The following is a 17,343-nucleotide window of genomic DNA, read 5'->3' on the forward strand; positions in this document are numbered from 1 at the left end:
TCCCTCCTTGTAGCATGATTTTAGGAAAACGCTTACACAAAAATTGTAAACGTTTCCTTTTCGGAATTCAATGTTTTTCTAGACAAACACCTAACGCCTTCCTCTTTGCGCCATCACTTGGGAAACCTCCGCTATTTTCCATTCCGAAAATAATTGCATTTTCGGATTAATGGACTGTATATAGAAGTTAGAGGAGGAATTTTAAATATATGTCACTTACGAACCTCATTAACAACTTGATCGCCAACGCCAGTCTGTTGCTGGTCGGTCTCTATATTATTTCGCGCCTCACGAAGCTGGGCGTGACGACGAAGCTCCCGCTCCGGCGTCAAGTCACCATCTCCTTCTTACTTGCCGGGCTATCGATTGTGATCACCCTGCACGGCGTGTTGTGGAACGCGCAGGCCGACTTTCAATACGGGTTTGTCCCCATCATCATGTCGGCGCTCTATTTCGGCCTGCCGGGTGTACGGATCACGTATGTCGCGAGCATTCTCGTTTTGCCGTTCATCTTGATCGAGACGCTTTTGTTGATCACGTTTCTCGACTACACGCTCGCCGCATCGATTGCTGTCGCTTTCCTATGGTTCCGTGAACGAATCAAACCGGCGCGGGACATCCGGATCGTCAATGCGATCAGCCTCGGATTCATCTCGTTGTTCTCGCTGTTAAACGTCAGCACTTATAATCAAATCGAAATGTATGTGATGACGCTCCTCGCCTTCATCACCATCGGGTACTCGGCCGGATTCCTTCTCCATATCGTCTACGGGGGCATCCATAAAATCCAACGCTCGGAACGGCTCATTTCAAAATATAAAGAAGCGGCCTTCACCGACTCGTTGACCGGACTTGGCAATCGCCGCCGCTTCGAAGAAGAGATGAAGCGCGTCGACGAGGAAGTGTTCAATGGAACGCAAGACGTCGCCTTGCTCTTCCTCGACATCGATCATTTCAAATCGATTAACGATACGTACGGCCATGATGCCGGTGATGCCATCTTGGTCGAATTAGGCAACCGGTTGACGAAGACGGCCCGGACCGATGACATGGTCTGCCGCAACGGCGGCGAAGAATTCTCGGTTTTATTGGCTGACTGCACGTTGTCGCAAGGGTTCGTCATTGGCAAACGCTATTTGCGGCAAATCGCCGAAACGCCGTTCTTATTGCCGGACGGATCCTTCATTGACGTCACCGTCTCCATCGGCATCGCCAGCACGTCAGAGTCCAAAATCGCCACGTCGAGCCAACTGATTAAAAAAGCCGACGTCGGCTTATATGTCGCCAAACGGAGCGGACGCAACCGACTCGGCAAGTGGAACGAAAAAAAAGCGAACTAACCCCTGATGCGCGGCATCAGGGGTTCATTATAGTTTCTTCCATTCTTCTAACGCCTCTAAGTACCAACGATAGCTCAGCTTGAACTCTTCGTCCTTCTCATGCAACACCCGATAATATCCTGTTCACCTCACTTCTCAGCATACCAAAAAACGGCGTCCGAATGGCTCGGACGCCGTCTGTGTTAGTTCCCGTATTTTTTAAAGAGTTGATAATTTTTATTCCCACCTGACAAGTTGTAAACGTCGGTGAAACCGAGGTTGCGGAGCACGTTTTGAGCCGCGTTCCCCGTCACCCCGCCGTTGCAATAGACGACGGTCGGCTTGTCTTTTTCCATGTCCTTGGCGGCATCACGCAAGTTACCGAGCGGGATGTTGACCGCACAGTCGACACATGCTTTTTCGAACTGCGAAGCTTTACGCGTATCGATAATCTGCATGTCTTCACCCGCATCGATCCGCTTCTGCAGCTCACCCGGTGTGATGAGTCGCGCCGATTGATTCATACTGTTCGCGAGCGCCATGCCCGTGTACATGACCGGGTCTTTCGTCGTCGAGAACGGCGGAGCGTACGCGAGGTCGAGATGGAACAAGTCATCGACTTTCGCCTTAAACGTGATAGCCGTGACGAACACGTCGATGCGCTTGTCGACACCTTCGAACCCGACGATTTGAACGCCGAGCAATTGGCGTGTCGCCCGGTCGCCGATTGCTTTAATCGTCAAGTCTTTCCCGCCCATATAAGCCGGCTTGTCCGGCTTCGTGTTATGGAGCACTTCGACGTCATACCCGAGCTCGCGGGCCTCACGTTCCGATAGACCGGTCTGGGCGACGGCTTGGCCAAACACTTTGAAGATGCCTGTGCCGAGGATGCCACGGTGTTCAAGGTCGCCTCCTGTGATGAGGTCACCAAGAGCACGACCCATCTTGTTCGCCGTCGAACCGAGCGGACGCCAAATCGGTTTGCCCGTGACGAGCGAGAAACTTTCGGCGACGTCGCCGGCCGCATAGACGTTCTTCACGTTCGTCTCCATCCGCTCATTGATGGCGATCGCACCCGTCTCGCCGATTGTGACACCGATCGACTTCGCGAGTTCCGTGTTCGGACGGACACCGACGGAGAGGATGACGAGGTCCGTATCAATCGTCTTGCCACTTTCCGTGACGACGCGTTCAACATGACCATCACCGACGAGTTCTGTCACTGTCTCCCCGAGCATGAGCTCGATCCCGTTCTTCTCGAGGTGATCCTCGACGCGACAAGCCATATCTTTATCGAGTGGTGGCATCACTTGCGGGAAACGCTCGATGACCGTAACTTCGACGCCGCGCAGTTTGAGCTGCTCAGCCATCTCGAGGCCGATGAACCCGGCGCCGATGATGGTTGCATGCTTCGGGTTCGTCGCATCGACGAAGTTACGTGTCGCTTCCGCGTTCTGAATGTTACGGATTGGGAACACGTTGTCCGAATCGACACCCGGAATCGGCGGGATGATGCTCGAGGCACCTGTCGCGAGGACCAACGAATCATAGCTGTCCGTGAACGATTCACCCGTCTCAAGGTTCTCGACCGTGACCGTCTGTGCGTCGGCATCGACTGCCGTCACGTTATGACGTGTCATGACGTCGATGTTGTAGCGTTTCTTGAAGAATGCCGCATCGCGAGGCGTCAAATCGTCGCGCGACTCGACTTCGCCGCCGACATAATACGGAATACCGCAACCCGAGTACGAGATATCGTAGTCGCGGTCGTAGATCGTAATCTGTGCGTCTTCGTTGTTACGACGTGCTTTTGCCGCGACCGATGTACCGGCGGCGACTGAACCGATGATGACCAATTTCATATTAAACACTCCTTAGTAAAGTAGTAGGCTGATGTATAGTCCAAGCAACGTGATGGCGAGCGTTGGAATCGTCAAGATGATCCCGACTTTAAAGTATTGACCCCAACCGATTTTAAGCCCTTTCGTACGGAGCACGTGGAGCCATAGCAACGTCGCGAGTGACCCAATCGGTGTGATTTTCGGACCGAGATCGGACCCGATGACGTTCGCATAGATGAGTGCTTCCCGAATCTGACCGGTCGTATTCGTCAAATCAATGGCGAGTGCGTCAATCATGACGGTCGGCATATTGTTCATCACCGATGACAAGATGGCGGCCAAGAAGCCCATCCCGAACGTAGCGCTGAAGGCGTTCACGGCGAACCAGTCGATGAAGTTGGCGAGCACTTGCGTCAGTCCCGCGTTTTGCAGACCGTAGACGACGATATACATCCCGAGCGAGAAGAAGACGATCGCCCATGGCGCCCCGCGTAGGACGGACCGGGTCGGCACGGCCGGTGAACGGTTCGCCATGATCAGGAAGAACAACGAGATAATCCCCGCGACGAGCGAGACCGGGATGCCGACGATGTCACTTGTGAAGTATCCGATGACGAGAAGTGCGAGCACGACCCACGACAAGCGGAACATTTTATGGTCTTTGATGACCGAGGCCGGCTCGACGAGTTTCGATAAATCGTATTGCTTCGGAATGTCCTTTTTGAAATACAAATACAAGACGAGCAAACTTCCGGCAACGGCGAAGACGTTGACGAACACCATCCGCGCCGCATATTCGGCGAAACCGATGCCGAAGAAGTCGGCCGAGACGATGTTGACGAGGTTCGAGACGACGAACGGCAGACTCGCCGTATCAGCGATGAATCCAGACGCCATGACGTATGCCAAAACGACCGCATCCGGCAGTTTGAGCGCCCGCACCATGGCGAGGACAATCGGCGTCAAGATGAGCGCCGCCCCGTCATTCGCGAACAACGCCGCGACGAGCGCACCGAGTAGCGTGATATAGACGAACAGCTTGACGCCGCCGCCTTTGGCGATGCGGGCCATATGTAAGGCAGCCCATTCAAAGAATCCAATCTCGTCTAAAATGAGCGAGATGATGATGATGGCGATGAACGTGAACGTCGCGTTCCAAATGATGCCCCAGACAGTACCGACGTCATCCAAATTGACGACCCCGGTGAGAAGGGCGATGACCGCCATCCCCATCGCCGAGTAACCGATGCCGAGGCCTTTCGGTTGCTTGATGATGAGGAAGAGCGTCACCAAAAAGATAATACTAGCAATCCACTGCACAATGAGTTCCTCCAATAATTCTCTATTTTTTTAGCAAGTCTGTTGCAAGCCGCGAAGCACGAGGCTGACACCGTCTTCCGTCGACTCGACGTCGAGCGTGACGTTTTCCGCCATCGCTTCGGCGTCGTTCGCGACGGCGAACGTGAGGCCGTTGAAGTCTTTGACGTCATCCGTCGCTTCTGGAGCGGCGACGATGAGACCGAGCGTCGGTCCACAGCACCCGGCTTCCGTACAGATACGAACTGATTTTATTTCCTCTTCAACCAATGCGTCTTTCATAAAATCGATGGCTTCATTCGTGATGTTCATGTAACTTCCTCCTTGAGTAGTTGTGACAGTGCCGGATAACCGACCGGCAGTTGTTCTTGCCATGCGAGTAACGTCGGTCGCGGATAGGCGTTCACACGCTCGAGCCAAGGCGCCTCGCTCGCGACTTTCGCCATAAGCAGCTTGCTTGTCACATCGAGCGGTGTGAACGATTGGTTGACGACCCAGGCGAACGGTTGAATCTCGGCCCGTTCCAAGTCAGCGACGAGTCGCTCGGCTTCATAAACCGGTGTCGCTTCAGGCAGCGTCGTGATGATGACGTGCGTCTGTTTCGGATCGCGCAGTTTTGGTAACAGGTCGCGGACCGCTTCCGGGACGACCCCGGTCGACCGTTCGAGTTCACGGTGATAACTTTCAGTCGCATCCAAGAGAAGAAGCGTATGACCCGTCGGCGCCGTATCGATGACGACGAAGCGGTCTTTCGCTTTCGCCACTTGATCAGCGAAGGCGCGGAAGACGGCGATCTCTTCGGTGCACGGCGAACGCAAGTCCTCTTCGAGCATCATGCGCTGCTCGTCGTTCAGATCCCCCGCTTCCCGGAACACGTCCATCCGGTACTTCTCGATCTCGACTTTCGGGTCAATCGCATCGACGGTGAACGTATCCGGGACATCCAAGCCGATTGTGAAAGCCACATGTGCGGCCGGGTCTGTCGTCGTCAAATGGACGGCGTGTCCTCGCTCACTGAGCGCGACGGCAACGAGCGAGGCGAGCGTCGTCTTGCCGACCCCGCCTTTCCCCATCGTCATGATGACGCTCGGGCCATCCATCTCGATTTCATCGACGAGTCGGTCGATTGAGCCATAATGACTCGTGTCATAACGTGTATTTGGGACGGTGGCCGTCTCCCCGTTCACCCAGCGTCGGAGCGCCGGGACACCGACGAGGTTCTCGTACGCATATGACAGCGTGAACGTCTCGAGGTCGGCGACACCTTTCGGAAGTTCATGGAGCGCCTGTTGTTGACGCTCGATGAACCGTTTCGTATAGCGGTCCGTCCCTTCGTCTGATGCGACGACGCCGTTGATGACAAGTTGCATCCGCTCGATGCCAATCGCGTGAAGCTCGGTCGCGGCACGCGCCGCCTCGACGAGCGTCGATGTCTCGGGACGGGCGACGAGCAACAATGTCGTCTCGCTGCCGTCGGTGAGCGTCTCGACAGCCCGTTTGTATTGCTGTTGCTTGTCGGCCAGACCAGCAAGCGGACCAAGGCAAGACGCGCCGGTCGTATTCGTCTCTAAAAATTCGTCCCACGCACTTGGCAACGTCAACAACCGTAGCGTGTGACCGGTCGGGGCTGTGTCAAAGATGACGTGATCGTATGTCTCACGTGCCGACTCAGACGTCAGTAACTCGGTAAACTGGTCGAACGCCGCGATCTCAACCGTACAGGCGCCGGACAGCTGTTCTTCCATCGACTGAATGGCCACGTCCGGAAGGACACCGCGATAAGGACCGACCATGCGTTCCATGTACTGCTTCGCCGCCTCTTCCGGGTCGAAGTTCGCGATGAACAGACCGGTTCCTGGGACGAGGCGTGGTGTCTCGTCGAGCTCCATCTCGAACACGTCCTGAAGGTTGCTCGCAGGGTCGGTCGACACGAGCAAGACTCGCTTACCGCGGTCAGCAAGCGTCAACGCGAGGCTCGAAGCAGTCGACGTCTTGCCGACACCGCCTTTACCGGTCAAAAACACATAGCGCGTTGGTTCGATTGTCGTGAAATCAAAGCGATTCATCATGACCCGCCTCCTTATTTTTTAAGCGTGATGCGGACTTTCGGCTTTTCGCCATCTTGTTTCGCGAACGCTTCGACCGGGAGTCCTGTCAACTCGGCAATCTCCTCGTTCGTCATGTAAGCGCCTCGTTTGACGACGGCACCGTCGACGACCGTAAGTGGGAGCGTCTCAAGGCCGTTCGCGATTTCAGCTTGAACATGGACGTTCTCGACGAATCGGTTCGGCTCGGAGGCAAGGTTATAACGGGCCACATCAAAGCCGCGTTGTTTTAATACGTAATGGATGGTCGCAATCCGCGTCAGCTCCGGATCGATTGAAGGACCACAAAGTCCGGTCGGGCAGCACATGGCTGGTTCGAATACTTCAAGTTTCATCGTTGACTCCTCCTTAAATCGCACAGTCCGTTTCGCAGTCACAATTCGCCTCGACCGTCTCGATTTTGTCGAGCAAATCGATGACGATTGAGTAGAATGGGCTCGTCTCGTTCAATCGATAGTGAATCCATTGCTTGTCGCGGCGCTCTAACAGGAGCCCTGCTTGCCGCATCATCTTCAAGTGGCGGCTGATGGCCGGTTGCGAAATGTCGAAACAATCAACAAAACTGCAGGCACATTGCTCTCCGCCTTGCATTTGTTTGAGCATCGTCAAACGGGTCGGATCGGCGAGTACTTTGAGCACTTTACTTAAATCATCTACCGTATGCATCGTCATTCTCCTTCTCTGTATAACAAATCCGTTATATAACCTTTACGTTATGAAAATACCATAGTTTCTCACGCGGAGCAATTGTCTTCTCATAAAAAGTTCGGTATGATGAAACACGTTGTGAAAACATGTGTCGGTCGAACGACTTCTCTCATATAATGCGGCGTTTGATCTTCGTGAGACTCGGAGATCAAAGTCAAAAAATATATAGAGAGGTGTGTTCTTTTGGAAAAATTGAATACGATTAAACAAGATTGGCTCGGCAACGTCCGGGCCGACGTCCTAGCCGGCTTCGTCGTCGCGCTCGCCCTCATCCCTGAGGCGATTGCCTTCTCGCTCATCGCTGGAGTCGATCCGATGGTCGGGCTCTACGCGTCGTTCATCATCGCGATGGTCATCTCGATTGCCGGTGGGCGTCCGGCCATGATTTCGGCTGCGACCGGTGCGATGGCGCTCGTCATCGTCTCGCTCGTCGCCGATTACGGGTTGCAGTATTTACTCGCTGCCGGGATTCTCGCCGGAATCATTCAAATCGCGCTCGGCTATTTCGGCATCGCCCGCTTGATGAAGTTCATCCCGCGCGCCGTCATGGTCGGCTTCGTCAACGCGCTCGCGATTTTGATTTTCCAGGCACAGTTGACGAACTTTGAAGGTGAAAGCTGGATTATCTGGGCGCTCGTCATTGGATCGCTCGCCATCATCTTCTTGTTCCCACGCATCAACAAAGTCATCCCGGCACCGCTCGTCGCCATCGTCGTCATGACGATTCTGGCGGTCACGCTCGGGCTCGAGACGAAAAACATTAGCGACATGGGTACGATTTCAGCAACGCTCCCGGAATTTTTATTCCCGAACGTCCCGTTGACGTTTGAGACGTTGATGATCATCCTCCCCTACTCGATTTCCCTCGCCTTCGTCGGATTGATCGAGTCGCTGTTGACGGCACAAATCGTCGATGACATGACGGGCACGGATTCGAACAAGAACCGAGAATCAAAAGGACAAGGTATCGCCAACATCATCGCCGGTCTCTTCGGTGGGATGCCAGGGTGTGCGATGATCGGTCAATCGGTCATCAACGTCTCGTCCGGTGCTCGCGGTCGTCTGTCGACGTTTGTCGCCGGACTCGCGTTATTCATCATGATCATGACGATGAGTGACGTGTTGATGCTCATCCCGGTCGGCGCCCTTGTCGGTGTCATGTTCTTTGTCTCGTATGCGACGTTTGACTGGGGCTCGCTCAAAGCGATGCGCACCGCTCAAAAATCGGATACGGTCGTCATGCTCGTGACGGTGCTCGTCACGGTCGTCACGCACGACTTGTCACTCGGTGTGTTCGCCGGGATCTTGACGGCAGCCATCCTGTTCGCCGCAAAAATCTCGAAAGTCGAACTTGACCGCAGTGTAGACGCCGACCGTGCCCGCTACGTCGTGAACGGTCAGCTCTTCTTCGCTTCGACGTCCGAGTTCGTCAATCAGTTCGATGTGACCGAAGACGCCGAAGCCGGGATCAAACATGTCACAATCGACTTCTCGAACACGCATCTATGGGACGATTCGGCCATCGGTGCCATCGATAAAGTTGTCTTCAAGTACCGTGAAGTCGGGATCGAGCCGGAACTGTTGAACTTGAACAAAGATTCAGAGAAACTGCTCAATACGCTCGCGCTGCACTTGAAGCAACAAGAAACAAGCGTCGGCCATTGATTCAATTTCTTCGGGAGTGAACATTCACGTTCGCTCCCTTTTTTATATCCATGGCTCTAGTAAATCGCATATACTAAAAGTAGATTGTGTGAAAGAGGAGGACGTTTCAATGGGAAAGGTATTTTTAGCGGCAGACGGATCTGCCCACTCGAAGCGGGCACTTGAGAAAGCGATTCAGCTCGCCAAGGCATCAGACGCATCCATCGACATCGTCCATGTCGTCAGCGCCAAAGAATCGAAAGAAGCCGCACTCAACTCGACCGGGAAAATCGATCTCGAAGCGAAACGCAAATTGATGTTGCAACCGCTCTTCGATCAAATCGTTGCAGCCGGGCTTGGGTATGAATATATTGAACTTCGCGGGGAGCCGGACGTCGAGCTCGTCAAATATGCGAACCATCAACCGTACGAGTACGTCGTCGTCGGTTCACGCGGACTGAACACATTTCAAGAGTTCGTGCTCGGCAGCGTCAGCCATAAGCTCGCCAAACGCGCCCTCGCCCCGGTCATCATCGTCAAATGATGGTCACCCTTTCTTTACGGAGAAAGGGCTTTTTTCTGTTCCATACAGGAAATAGGTCCTATATGTGGAATGGAATAGTGAACTCATTTATGAAGGAGGAACCTACTTGGACATTACCAATGACTCAAATTTATTGCTCATCCTCTTGCCGTTGCTCGTGTTGCAACTCATCTTGCTCGTCGTCGCCTTGATTGATTTGCTCAAACGGCAAGAAACGAATGGACCGAAATGGGTATGGCTTCTCGTCATCCTATTCATCAACATCCTCGGGCCGATCGTCTACTTCCTATGGGGACGGACGAAGCGATGAACGTCACCCAACTGACGAAACGATTCGGCACGTTCACCGCGCTCGACGACGTCAGCTTCTCGCTCCGCCCCGGCTGTACCTCGCTCCTCGGTGAGAACGGGGCCGGCAAGACGACACTGCTCAATATGATTGCCCGCGTGACGACACCGACGTCCGGACAGATCGTCGGGCATGACGCCATCCGCATCGGCTATCTGCCACAGCGACCGGCGCTCTATCCATCGCTCACACCGGTCGAGACGATTCGCTATGCGGCCGAGTTGACCGGCGTCACGAATGTCGACCCGGTCCATCTGTTGAAACGGGTCGGACTCGAGCCCGTCGATCGACCGGCGGCACACTTGTCCGGCGGCATGCGGCAACGGCTCGGCATCGCCCAGGCGCTCGTGCATGACCCGGAGCTGTTACTGCTCGATGAACCCGTCTCGGCGCTCGACCCGCGCGGCCGCCGGGAAGTACTCGACCTCTTAAGCGACTTGAAACGAGAGCGGATGATTCTCTATTCGACGCACGTGCTCCCCGATGCCGAGGAAGCGAGCGACTGGGTACTCCTGCTCCGGCAAGGTCGCCTGCTCATGGAAGGGACCGTGACCGATTTGCTCGGCTCGAAGTCCTCGATTCAAGTCCGTCTGTTCAACGACGTCGTGACGGAGGATGAGTGGCGAACGCTCCCGGGTGTCAGCCACGTCACCCGCTCCGGGACGACATGGGAACTGGAGACGGACGCGAAAGACGTGACGGAACGGGCGCTACTGCAGTTGCTGCTGGAGCGCGGTCTAAGACTCCAATCGCTCCATGTCGGGCATCCATCGCTCGAGTCACTCTTTTTGGAGGTGAACGCCTGATGAAACTGGCCATCTTCAAACAAGAGTGGAAAGAGTCATGGCGCAATAAACGGATGATTTGGGTACCGATTGCCTTGATGTTGCTTGCGGCGATGCAACCGCTCACGCTTTATTTCCTCCCGGACATCTTGGCCTCGGGCGGCAACTTGCCGGACGGGGCGGTCATCGAAATTCCGACCCCGTCACCAGAAGAAGTGCTCATGTCGGCGAGCGAACAGTTGCGACAAATCGGCCTGCTCGTCGTGCTGTTATCCGCCATGCATACGTTCAGTCACGAACGGTCGCTCGGCACGCTCGCCTGGCTCAAGTCGCTCAAGATTCCGGGCACGCGCATCGTGCTCAGCAAATGGGGACATTATTCGCTACTCGCCGTCGTCGCCATCGGCCTCGCCCAATTGAGCGCCGCCTACTATACAATCGTTTTGTTCGATTCGTTCGACGTCACCGATTTCTTAATCGCGACCGGGCTGCTCATGCTCCATTTCGTCGTCCAGCTATCGATTTTCTTCTTGTTCGCAGCGTTGCTCGAGAGCGGCCTCGTCGCCCTCGTCATCACGCTCGCCCTCCACTTCATCATGTCGCTCCTTCTCGGGTGGCTCGAGTGGGACTGGATGCCGTGGCGGCTCGGCTCGTTATCGGCCGAAGTGCTCATGGGCGAGAGTTTACTCGTTTGGCCGATCGTCAGCAGCGTCTTGTTGATTGGCGTGACGCTCTTCGTCGCCTCGAAACGGTTGTTGTTCATAAGCCGTTCGTCCTGATGTAACACCTTCTCAAAATAGTCCTTTAGCCGCCGAGTCAGGGCGGCTTTTCTCATGTATACTTAATTTACAAAATAATTCCAATTTTGAAAATCGATTGTGGAGGAACGACTATGAAGTGGAGTCATATAGTGGCAGGGGTGGCCATCAGTATGAGCATCATCCTCAGTAACGACCACGTCCATGCCGCGGCCGGGTTTCAAACGACGGCGACGGGAACGGTCTATACGACAGAAGACGGCACGGTGCTGACCGGCTGGCAAGTGATTGACGGCAAGACGTACTATTTCGCGGCAGATGGGACGATGGCCGTGGGTTGGCAAGCAATCGATGGCGCTACATATTATTTTGAAACGGACGGTGTGCTCGTCACCGGGCGCTATTCGATTGACGGGGCGACCTACTTGTTCGCCGCCGACGGGAAGCAGCTGAAAGGCTGGCAACAACTCACGGACGGTCTCTATTACTTCAAATCGAATGGCGTCATGGCAACCGGCTTTTTGACCGTGGACGGGAAACGCTACTTGTTCTCTCTTGAAGGGAAACGGTTGAGCGGTTGGCAAACCGTCAACGGCGTGAAGCATTACATATTCGAAAACGGAACGATCCGGTCGGGCATGTACACGATCAACGGTAAGAAATACTTGCTCTTGAAAGACGGACAGGTCGCGACCGGCTGGCAACAAATCGGCACGCGCCACTACTACTTCGGTACAAGCGGTGTACGCCAGCACGGGCTGAAAAAGATTGGGACGACCGTTTACGGTTTCCATGAGACGTACGGCTATCGGTTGGCCGGCGTCCAAAAAGTCGCCTCTCGCTATTACTATTTCGGGACGGACGGAAAACGTCGCTACGGCCTGCAGACGATTGACGGCAAAGTGTACGGGTTCCATCCCGTTTACGGCTATCGTTTGCAAGGAAAACACAAAGTCGGGACCCGCTATTACTACTTCCACTCGACCGGCGTCCGTGAGACTGGTTGGAAGTATACGACGCAATACGAATATTTTGCACCGACCTTGACGAAGAAGACAGATTGGCAAGTCATCAACGGCAAATGGTATTTCTTCGATCCGTCGGGCGTCATGTATAAGAACAAACGCATCGGCAACGCCGCGTTCGATACCCGGGGTGCCTATAGCAACCCGCTCTCCACCTATAAGATGAGCGTGCCGCTCTATCGTCAGTTCCAGATGGGCTACCCGTCCGGCTGCGAGTTCTTTTCGCTCAAGATGGCGCTCGAGAAAAAAGGACGCGTCGTCAGCGCCGAGACGCTGTACCGGGAGATGCCGAAAAGCATGTGGAACGCCCGCTATGAGAATCGGCTCTACCGCTGGGTCGACCCGAACGTTATGTTCACAGGCGACCCGAAAGGCAAGCTCAGCAAATATCGCAACTACGGGATTTATCCGAAAGGCATGATTAACTTCTCGAGCAAATACCGGCCTGTGAAAGACTTGTCCGGCCAAGGATTAGCTTCAATTGAGCGCGAACTCTCACTCGGCAACCCGGTCATCGTCTGGGCGAGCGTCGACTTCAAACAGCCATACGGTCACTTCAATTGGTACACCGCTTCGAACAAAAAATTCACCGGTTTCGTCAATTATCATGTCATGCTCGCGACGGGCTATGACAAGAATAACTTCTACATCAACGACCCGTACCGCGGTCGCCTCGTCATCCCGAAAAGCCAAGTCAGCTCTGTCATGGGCGCGACGGGATGGAAAGCACTTGCCGTACGATAATCGTCCAGCCATCGGAAAAATCCGGTGGCTTTTTAGGTACAACGAATCAAATTCAGAAATAAAATTTCCTATTTTACTCACTTTATATTGAATTAAAAATACAGAATGGTACACTTTCCAATAAGTAGTAAAGCGCTTACATTCATAAAGGAGGAATAGTTATGAAGAAATGGATTGGCGGCCTCGCCGCCCTCACGCTCGTCACGTCATCTGTCATGTTGCTCGATGCCGATGCCAAGTCAGAGCCGAAGAAACCGAAAGTCGAGCTCGGGGTCGACCGGTTGATGGCCAATCCTGAAATCTTGGCCGGTAAACGAGTCGGACTGATTACGAATCCGACCGGAATCGATGCTAACATGACGAGCATCGTCGACTTGTTCCATAACTCAGATGATTTCGAATTGACGGCACTGTACGGACCAGAACACGGTGTCCGCGGTGATGCGCAAGCCGGATCGACAATCAGTTCATATATCGACGAAGTGACGGGACTCCCCGTCTATAGTCTGTATGGGGCGACGAAAAAACCGACGGCCGAGATGCTCAAAGACGTCGACGTGCTCGTCTTCGACATTCAGGACGTCGGCACACGCTTCTATACGTACATCTATACGATGGCGTATGCGATGGAAGCCGCAGCCGAGAATGACATCCCGTTCGTCGTCCTCGACCGGCCGAACCCGCAAGGTGGCCTCCGCGTCGAAGGTCCCGTGCTCGACCCGGCCTATTCGAGCTTCATCGGTCTCTATCCGATTCCGCTCAAGCATGGCATGACCGTCGGTGAGCTCGCACGCTTGTTCAATTCGGAGTATCAGATTCAAGCCGACCTCGAAGTCGTCAAGATGAAGGGTTGGAAGCGCTCGATGCTGTACGAGGATACGGGACTCCCGTTCGTCATGCCGTCACCGAACATGCCGACGACGGACACGGTCAACGTCTATCCGGCGACCGGTCTGTTCGAAGGGACGAACCTATCGGAAGGACGCGGCACAACGAAGCCGTTCCAATTGATTGGCGCCCCGTACGTGAAGGCGCATGACTATGCTAAGACGTTGAACGCGCTCGAGCTTCCGGGCGTCACGTTCCGCGCCGCCTCGTTCACGCCGACGTTCTCGAAGAACGCGGGCAAACTGTCGCACGGCGTCGAAGTGTACGTCACAGAGCCGACGAAGTTCGAAGCGGTCAAGACCGGCATCGCCATGGTCAAGACGGCACACAACCTGTATCCGGACGAGTTCGAGTTCCTCTCAAACGACTTCATCACGAAGCTGACCGGGAACGCCTACGTGAAAGATATGATCCTCGCCGGGGAGTCGCTTGAGGCAATCATGACGAAAGTCGATGCCGAGCGCGATGCGTTCTTACCGATTCGGAAAGAGTATTTGTTGTATAAATAAGGAGCAGGCAGGCTCACTTGAGTCTGCCTCTTTTTGTAATCAAATGGTAATACCCATTCTCGCCCTATTCAATATATTATATGGTTATATGATCGAAAAAGGAGCTTCCCATTTTGAAAAAATCTGCCTCAGTCTTGCTCGCTGCCGCCTTGGCGACCGCGTTCACATTTACCCCGACGTCCCCGCTCACCGTCAATCCAATCACGGTCGAAGCCTCATATCGTGAGACGGCCGTCAACACGAAAGGTTCCGTTACGGGAATCAGTCAAATCAACGTCCGAAAAACACCGTCAAGCTCAGCGACGAGTGTAGGTAAGATTGTTCGCGACGGCACGATGATGGTCCGGACGTCATTTACGACGAACGGGGCCCGCTGGTACAAAATCCAATGGGGCACAGGTTACGGATACGTCCCGGCCACGTACGTCAAACTATCGACAGCCGAAGTCGCGTTCACGAAGACGACGTACGTCGCCCCATCGAGCATCTACTTGAAGTCGCGTCCGCTCACGACCTCGTCGAACGTCGTGTTTTTGCGCCAAGGAATGAAGCTCGAGACGATTTCGTACCGGTACACAGGCACGACGCGTTGGTATAAAGTGAACGTCGGCACGAAGACCGGTTATATATTGGCGAAACACATCACGTTCAAAGCCCCGGCAAGCGGCGTCTTGGCTGAGACGAACGAAGAGCGGCAGACGGCAGGCTTGTCGGCGCTCGCAGCGTCGAGCGAGGCGAACCGTGTCGCCCAAGTTCGGGCCGACGAGATGGCACGGACGGGACAGTTCTCACATCAGCTCCGTGAGAACGGGAGCCCAGGCGACACGCTCGATGCCTACAATGTCAGCTATCGCGGTTGGGGCGAGAACATCTATATGGGGTCGAACGACCCAGGCGCAGCGGTGAACGCCTGGATGAACTCGAGCGGCCACCGCGCGAACATCTTGAACGAGAACTTCACGCACCTCGGTGTCGGCACAGCCAAGAACGCGCAAGGCTCGACGATTCACGTCCAAGTCTTTTTGACCAAATGAAAAAACGGGAAGTCGCTGTTGTCTCGACTTCCCGTTTTGTATTAGCGGCGTTCGTCTTTCAGGCTTTCGAGGTTTTGTTGGGCTTGGCCGGTCTTCTCTTTGGCCGTACCCTTCACTTGATCTTTCTGGCCTTCACGCTTGAGCGATTGATTGTCCGTCGCTTTGCCGACCGCTTCTTTCGCTTTGCCTGCCGCTTTATCGATCAAACCATCAACTTTTTTGTTTAGTCCGTCTTTCATGTGAATCTCCTCCTCGTGGTATCATGTCTAATTCATGTACCACTCTGAGGAAAATTCAAACGTAATGCTCTTTGACAAGAACCCGGAAACGCGGTCGGACGGTCAACTCGATCGTCGTCACCGTGCGGTTCCGGTCTTCGTTCATGACGATCAACAGTTCGCCGTGATCGCGTCGATCCTCGAGCACCTCGACTTTCCCGACCGTTCGCAGCAGCTGATAGTACAACAACTCCCCCGACGCGTCCTTGACGTTCACCTCAAACTCGTGATAGCTCGGGGAGATTTTAAAATAAAATGACTCCGTCCCGTTCGAGAAACGGAACACCGACTCGTCATAATAAAACGGGAGTGTCGTATCCATCCGCTTCGGCTCGACCGTACAAAACAACGCCCACGCCATCTCATCTGGAAACTTCTCGCTCGACTCTTCTTTGTTGAACTGCCACCCTTTCATCGCGATCCCTCACTTCAACTTCCATTAATTGTCTGAATAATTCGACTATTATAATTCATTCGTCATTGGGTTCGGAAGTTCCTGCAAACGGGAACAAAACATTGTATGCTTTTTCACGTTCCTGATTTGAAAGGAGTTGCGTCCATGTGTCTATCATCGCGCTCGACCATGTCACGAAACGGTTCGGTGAGACAATTGCCTTGAACGACTTTTCACTTCACGTCGAGGCCGGCGAGTTGTTCGGCTTGCTCGGACCGAACGGGGCCGGAAAGACGACCGCCATTTCTGTCATGCTGAACTTATATCCTGCCGACAGCGGTACCATCCGTATTTTCGACCACTCGATGCCAAAAGACGAGCAGACGATTAAACGGCGCGTCGGTATCGTCCCGCAGCATGTCTCCGTGTACGACCAGCTGACGGTGTTCGAGAACATTCAATTTTTCGCCGAGCTGTACGGGTTCAAACCGGCCGAGGCCAAACAAAAGACCGTGGCCGCCCTCGACTTCGTCGAACTCACCGCGCACCAAAAGAAACGTCCGCCGGAACTGTCCGGGGGGCTCCTTCGTCGTCTCAACATCGCCTGCGGCATCGTGCATGAACCAGAACTCATCTTTATGGATGAACCGACCGTCGCCATCGACCCGCAGTCACGCAACACCATCCTCGAGAACATCCGTGAGTTGAATCGACGCGGGGCGACGATCATCTATACGTCCCACTATATGGAGGAAGTCGAGATGCTCTGCGACCGTGTCGCCATCGTCGATGAGGGACGAATTATCGCCGAGGGCACGCAAGATGAGCTGAAAGATCAAGTCATGACGCTCGAGACGGCCCGCATCAAAGTCGACGCCCTCACTCCGGGCCTCTTGGAACGACTCGAATCACTCGAGCGGGTGAAGAAAGTCGATTACGAGGAACCGTTCCTCGACGTGTCACTCGAGAAAGACACCCCGCTCGCCCCGCTGCTCGACGTCCTTCATGACGAGCGGGTTCGCTTCACCTCGATCACGGTCGACCGTCCATCCTTGAATACCGTCTTCCTGGCCCTGACCGGTAAGACACTTAGGGAGTGAT

The 17,343-nt window shown here is 54.4% G+C and carries 18 protein-coding genes; 10 read left to right on the forward strand and 8 right to left on the reverse strand.

Annotated elements, in window-relative coordinates; all coding sequences use genetic code 11:
- Positions 1 to 209 precede the first annotated feature (209 nt).
- Entirely contained in the window at positions 210 to 1,340 is a 1,131-nt protein-coding gene (locus tag KNP71_RS04690) for a GGDEF domain-containing protein (RefSeq protein ID WP_214830119.1), read from the forward strand.
- Positions 1,341 to 1,522: 182 nt separating this feature from the next.
- Here KNP71_RS04690 and KNP71_RS04695 read toward each other — a convergent pair whose 3' ends face one another.
- Genes KNP71_RS04695 through KNP71_RS04720 form a run of 6 tightly spaced genes read right to left on the reverse strand, consistent with a single transcriptional unit; the run spans position 1,523 to position 7,248 of the window.
- On the reverse strand, positions 1,523 to 3,181 hold the full coding sequence (locus KNP71_RS04695; RefSeq protein WP_214714122.1) for an FAD-dependent oxidoreductase: 1,659 nt from the start codon (positions 3,179 to 3,181) through the stop codon (positions 1,523 to 1,525).
- A 12-nt stretch (positions 3,182 to 3,193) separates the two neighbouring features.
- Positions 3,194 to 4,480 (reverse strand): arsenic transporter, encoded by a 1,287-nt coding sequence (locus KNP71_RS04700; RefSeq protein WP_214830120.1) that lies wholly within the window; start codon positions 4,478 to 4,480, stop codon positions 3,194 to 3,196.
- A 30-nt stretch (positions 4,481 to 4,510) separates the two neighbouring features.
- Entirely contained in the window at positions 4,511 to 4,789 is a 279-nt protein-coding gene (locus KNP71_RS04705) for a hypothetical protein (RefSeq protein WP_021066459.1), read from the reverse strand.
- On the reverse strand, positions 4,786 to 6,543 hold the full coding sequence (gene arsA / locus KNP71_RS04710) for an arsenical pump-driving ATPase (protein WP_353049133.1): 1,758 nt from the start codon (positions 6,541 to 6,543) through the stop codon (positions 4,786 to 4,788). Before arsA ends, KNP71_RS04705 begins: the two co-directional genes overlap by 4 nt.
- A gap of 14 nt (positions 6,544 to 6,557) precedes the next feature.
- The gene (arsD, locus tag KNP71_RS04715; RefSeq protein WP_029594925.1) at positions 6,558 to 6,917 is read right to left on the reverse strand and encodes an arsenite efflux transporter metallochaperone ArsD; all 360 of its coding nucleotides are present in this window, start codon (positions 6,915 to 6,917) and stop codon (positions 6,558 to 6,560) included.
- A gap of 13 nt (positions 6,918 to 6,930) precedes the next feature.
- Positions 6,931 to 7,248 (reverse strand): ArsR/SmtB family transcription factor, encoded by a 318-nt coding sequence (locus tag KNP71_RS04720; protein ID WP_021066456.1) that lies wholly within the window; start codon positions 7,246 to 7,248, stop codon positions 6,931 to 6,933.
- Between the two features lie 225 nt (positions 7,249 to 7,473).
- Here KNP71_RS04720 and KNP71_RS04725 point away from each other — a divergent pair, with 225 nt between their 5' ends.
- The 8 genes from KNP71_RS04725 (at position 7,474) to KNP71_RS04760 (ending at position 15,570) form a co-directional block, all read left to right on the forward strand.
- Positions 7,474 to 8,955, forward strand: coding sequence for a SulP family inorganic anion transporter (locus KNP71_RS04725; protein ID WP_029594923.1), 1,482 nt, complete (start codon positions 7,474 to 7,476; stop codon positions 8,953 to 8,955).
- Positions 8,956 to 9,064: 109 nt separating this feature from the next.
- The gene (locus tag KNP71_RS04730; protein WP_214830123.1) at positions 9,065 to 9,478 is read left to right on the forward strand and encodes a universal stress protein; all 414 of its coding nucleotides are present in this window, start codon (positions 9,065 to 9,067) and stop codon (positions 9,476 to 9,478) included.
- 106 nt (positions 9,479 to 9,584) lie between these two features.
- Positions 9,585 to 9,788 (forward strand): PLD nuclease N-terminal domain-containing protein, encoded by a 204-nt coding sequence (locus KNP71_RS04735; protein ID WP_021066453.1) that lies wholly within the window; start codon positions 9,585 to 9,587, stop codon positions 9,786 to 9,788.
- Positions 9,785 to 10,633 (forward strand): ABC transporter ATP-binding protein, encoded by an 849-nt coding sequence (locus tag KNP71_RS04740; protein WP_131471867.1) that lies wholly within the window; start codon positions 9,785 to 9,787, stop codon positions 10,631 to 10,633. Before KNP71_RS04735 ends, KNP71_RS04740 begins: the two co-directional genes overlap by 4 nt.
- The gene (locus tag KNP71_RS04745; protein ID WP_214756263.1) at positions 10,633 to 11,391 is read left to right on the forward strand and encodes an ABC transporter permease; all 759 of its coding nucleotides are present in this window, start codon (positions 10,633 to 10,635) and stop codon (positions 11,389 to 11,391) included. The genes KNP71_RS04740 and KNP71_RS04745 overlap by 1 nt, the downstream gene beginning before the upstream one ends.
- A gap of 113 nt (positions 11,392 to 11,504) precedes the next feature.
- Positions 11,505 to 13,139: a C39 family peptidase gene (locus KNP71_RS04750; RefSeq protein ID WP_214756261.1), complete on the forward strand. Its 1,635-nt coding sequence runs from the start codon at positions 11,505 to 11,507 to the stop codon at positions 13,137 to 13,139.
- Positions 13,140 to 13,354: 215 nt separating this feature from the next.
- A complete protein-coding gene (locus tag KNP71_RS04755; RefSeq protein WP_251132750.1) occupies positions 13,355 to 14,536 on the forward strand; it encodes an exo-beta-N-acetylmuramidase NamZ family protein in 1,182 nt (393 codons plus the stop codon).
- A gap of 113 nt (positions 14,537 to 14,649) precedes the next feature.
- Positions 14,650 to 15,570: a CAP domain-containing protein gene (locus KNP71_RS04760; RefSeq protein WP_214830127.1), complete on the forward strand. Its 921-nt coding sequence runs from the start codon at positions 14,650 to 14,652 to the stop codon at positions 15,568 to 15,570.
- A 41-nt stretch (positions 15,571 to 15,611) separates the two neighbouring features.
- Here the strand turns inward: KNP71_RS04760 and KNP71_RS04765 are convergent, their stop codons facing one another.
- Positions 15,612 to 15,809, reverse strand: a complete 198-nt coding sequence (locus KNP71_RS04765; RefSeq protein WP_021066447.1) for a CsbD family protein — start codon at positions 15,807 to 15,809, stop codon at positions 15,612 to 15,614.
- A gap of 55 nt (positions 15,810 to 15,864) precedes the next feature.
- Positions 15,865 to 16,263 (reverse strand): hypothetical protein, encoded by a 399-nt coding sequence (locus KNP71_RS04770; protein WP_021066446.1) that lies wholly within the window; start codon positions 16,261 to 16,263, stop codon positions 15,865 to 15,867.
- Between the two features lie 146 nt (positions 16,264 to 16,409).
- Here KNP71_RS04770 and KNP71_RS04775 point away from each other — a divergent pair, with 146 nt between their 5' ends.
- Positions 16,410 to 17,342 (forward strand): ABC transporter ATP-binding protein, encoded by a 933-nt coding sequence (locus KNP71_RS04775; RefSeq protein ID WP_214756255.1) that lies wholly within the window; start codon positions 16,410 to 16,412, stop codon positions 17,340 to 17,342.
- Position 17,343: the final 1 nt, after the last annotated feature.

Origin of the sequence: Exiguobacterium sp. s56 (assembly GCF_018618255.1) — a bacterium.
Lineage (GTDB): Bacteria > Bacillota > Bacilli > Exiguobacteriales > Exiguobacteriaceae > Exiguobacterium > Exiguobacterium chiriqhucha.

Bases quoted from the DNA above. Each gene is read 5' to 3' on its own strand.
- KNP71_RS04690 (WP_214830119.1), top strand. From the start codon at position 210: ATGTCACTTACGAACCTCATTAACAACTTGATCGCCAACGCCAGTCTG.
- KNP71_RS04695 (WP_214714122.1), bottom strand. From the start codon at position 3,181: ATGAAATTGGTCATCATCGGTTCAGTCGCCGCCGGTACATCGGTCGCG.
- KNP71_RS04705 (WP_021066459.1), bottom strand. From the start codon at position 4,789: ATGAACATCACGAATGAAGCCATCGATTTTATGAAAGACGCATTGGTT.
- arsA (WP_353049133.1), bottom strand. From the start codon at position 6,543: ATGAATCGCTTTGATTTCACGACAATCGAACCAACGCGCTATGTGTTT.
- arsD (WP_029594925.1), bottom strand. From the start codon at position 6,917: ATGAAACTTGAAGTATTCGAACCAGCCATGTGCTGCCCGACCGGACTT.
- KNP71_RS04720 (WP_021066456.1), bottom strand. From the start codon at position 7,248: ATGCATACGGTAGATGATTTAAGTAAAGTGCTCAAAGTACTCGCCGAT.
- KNP71_RS04730 (WP_214830123.1), top strand. From the start codon at position 9,065: ATGGGAAAGGTATTTTTAGCGGCAGACGGATCTGCCCACTCGAAGCGG.
- KNP71_RS04740 (WP_131471867.1), top strand. From the start codon at position 9,785: ATGAACGTCACCCAACTGACGAAACGATTCGGCACGTTCACCGCGCTC.
- KNP71_RS04745 (WP_214756263.1), top strand. From the start codon at position 10,633: ATGAAACTGGCCATCTTCAAACAAGAGTGGAAAGAGTCATGGCGCAAT.
- KNP71_RS04750 (WP_214756261.1), top strand. From the start codon at position 11,505: ATGAAGTGGAGTCATATAGTGGCAGGGGTGGCCATCAGTATGAGCATC.
- KNP71_RS04755 (WP_251132750.1), top strand. From the start codon at position 13,355: ATGTTGCTCGATGCCGATGCCAAGTCAGAGCCGAAGAAACCGAAAGTC.
- KNP71_RS04765 (WP_021066447.1), bottom strand. From the start codon at position 15,809: ATGAAAGACGGACTAAACAAAAAAGTTGATGGTTTGATCGATAAAGCG.
- KNP71_RS04770 (WP_021066446.1), bottom strand. From the start codon at position 16,263: ATGAAAGGGTGGCAGTTCAACAAAGAAGAGTCGAGCGAGAAGTTTCCA.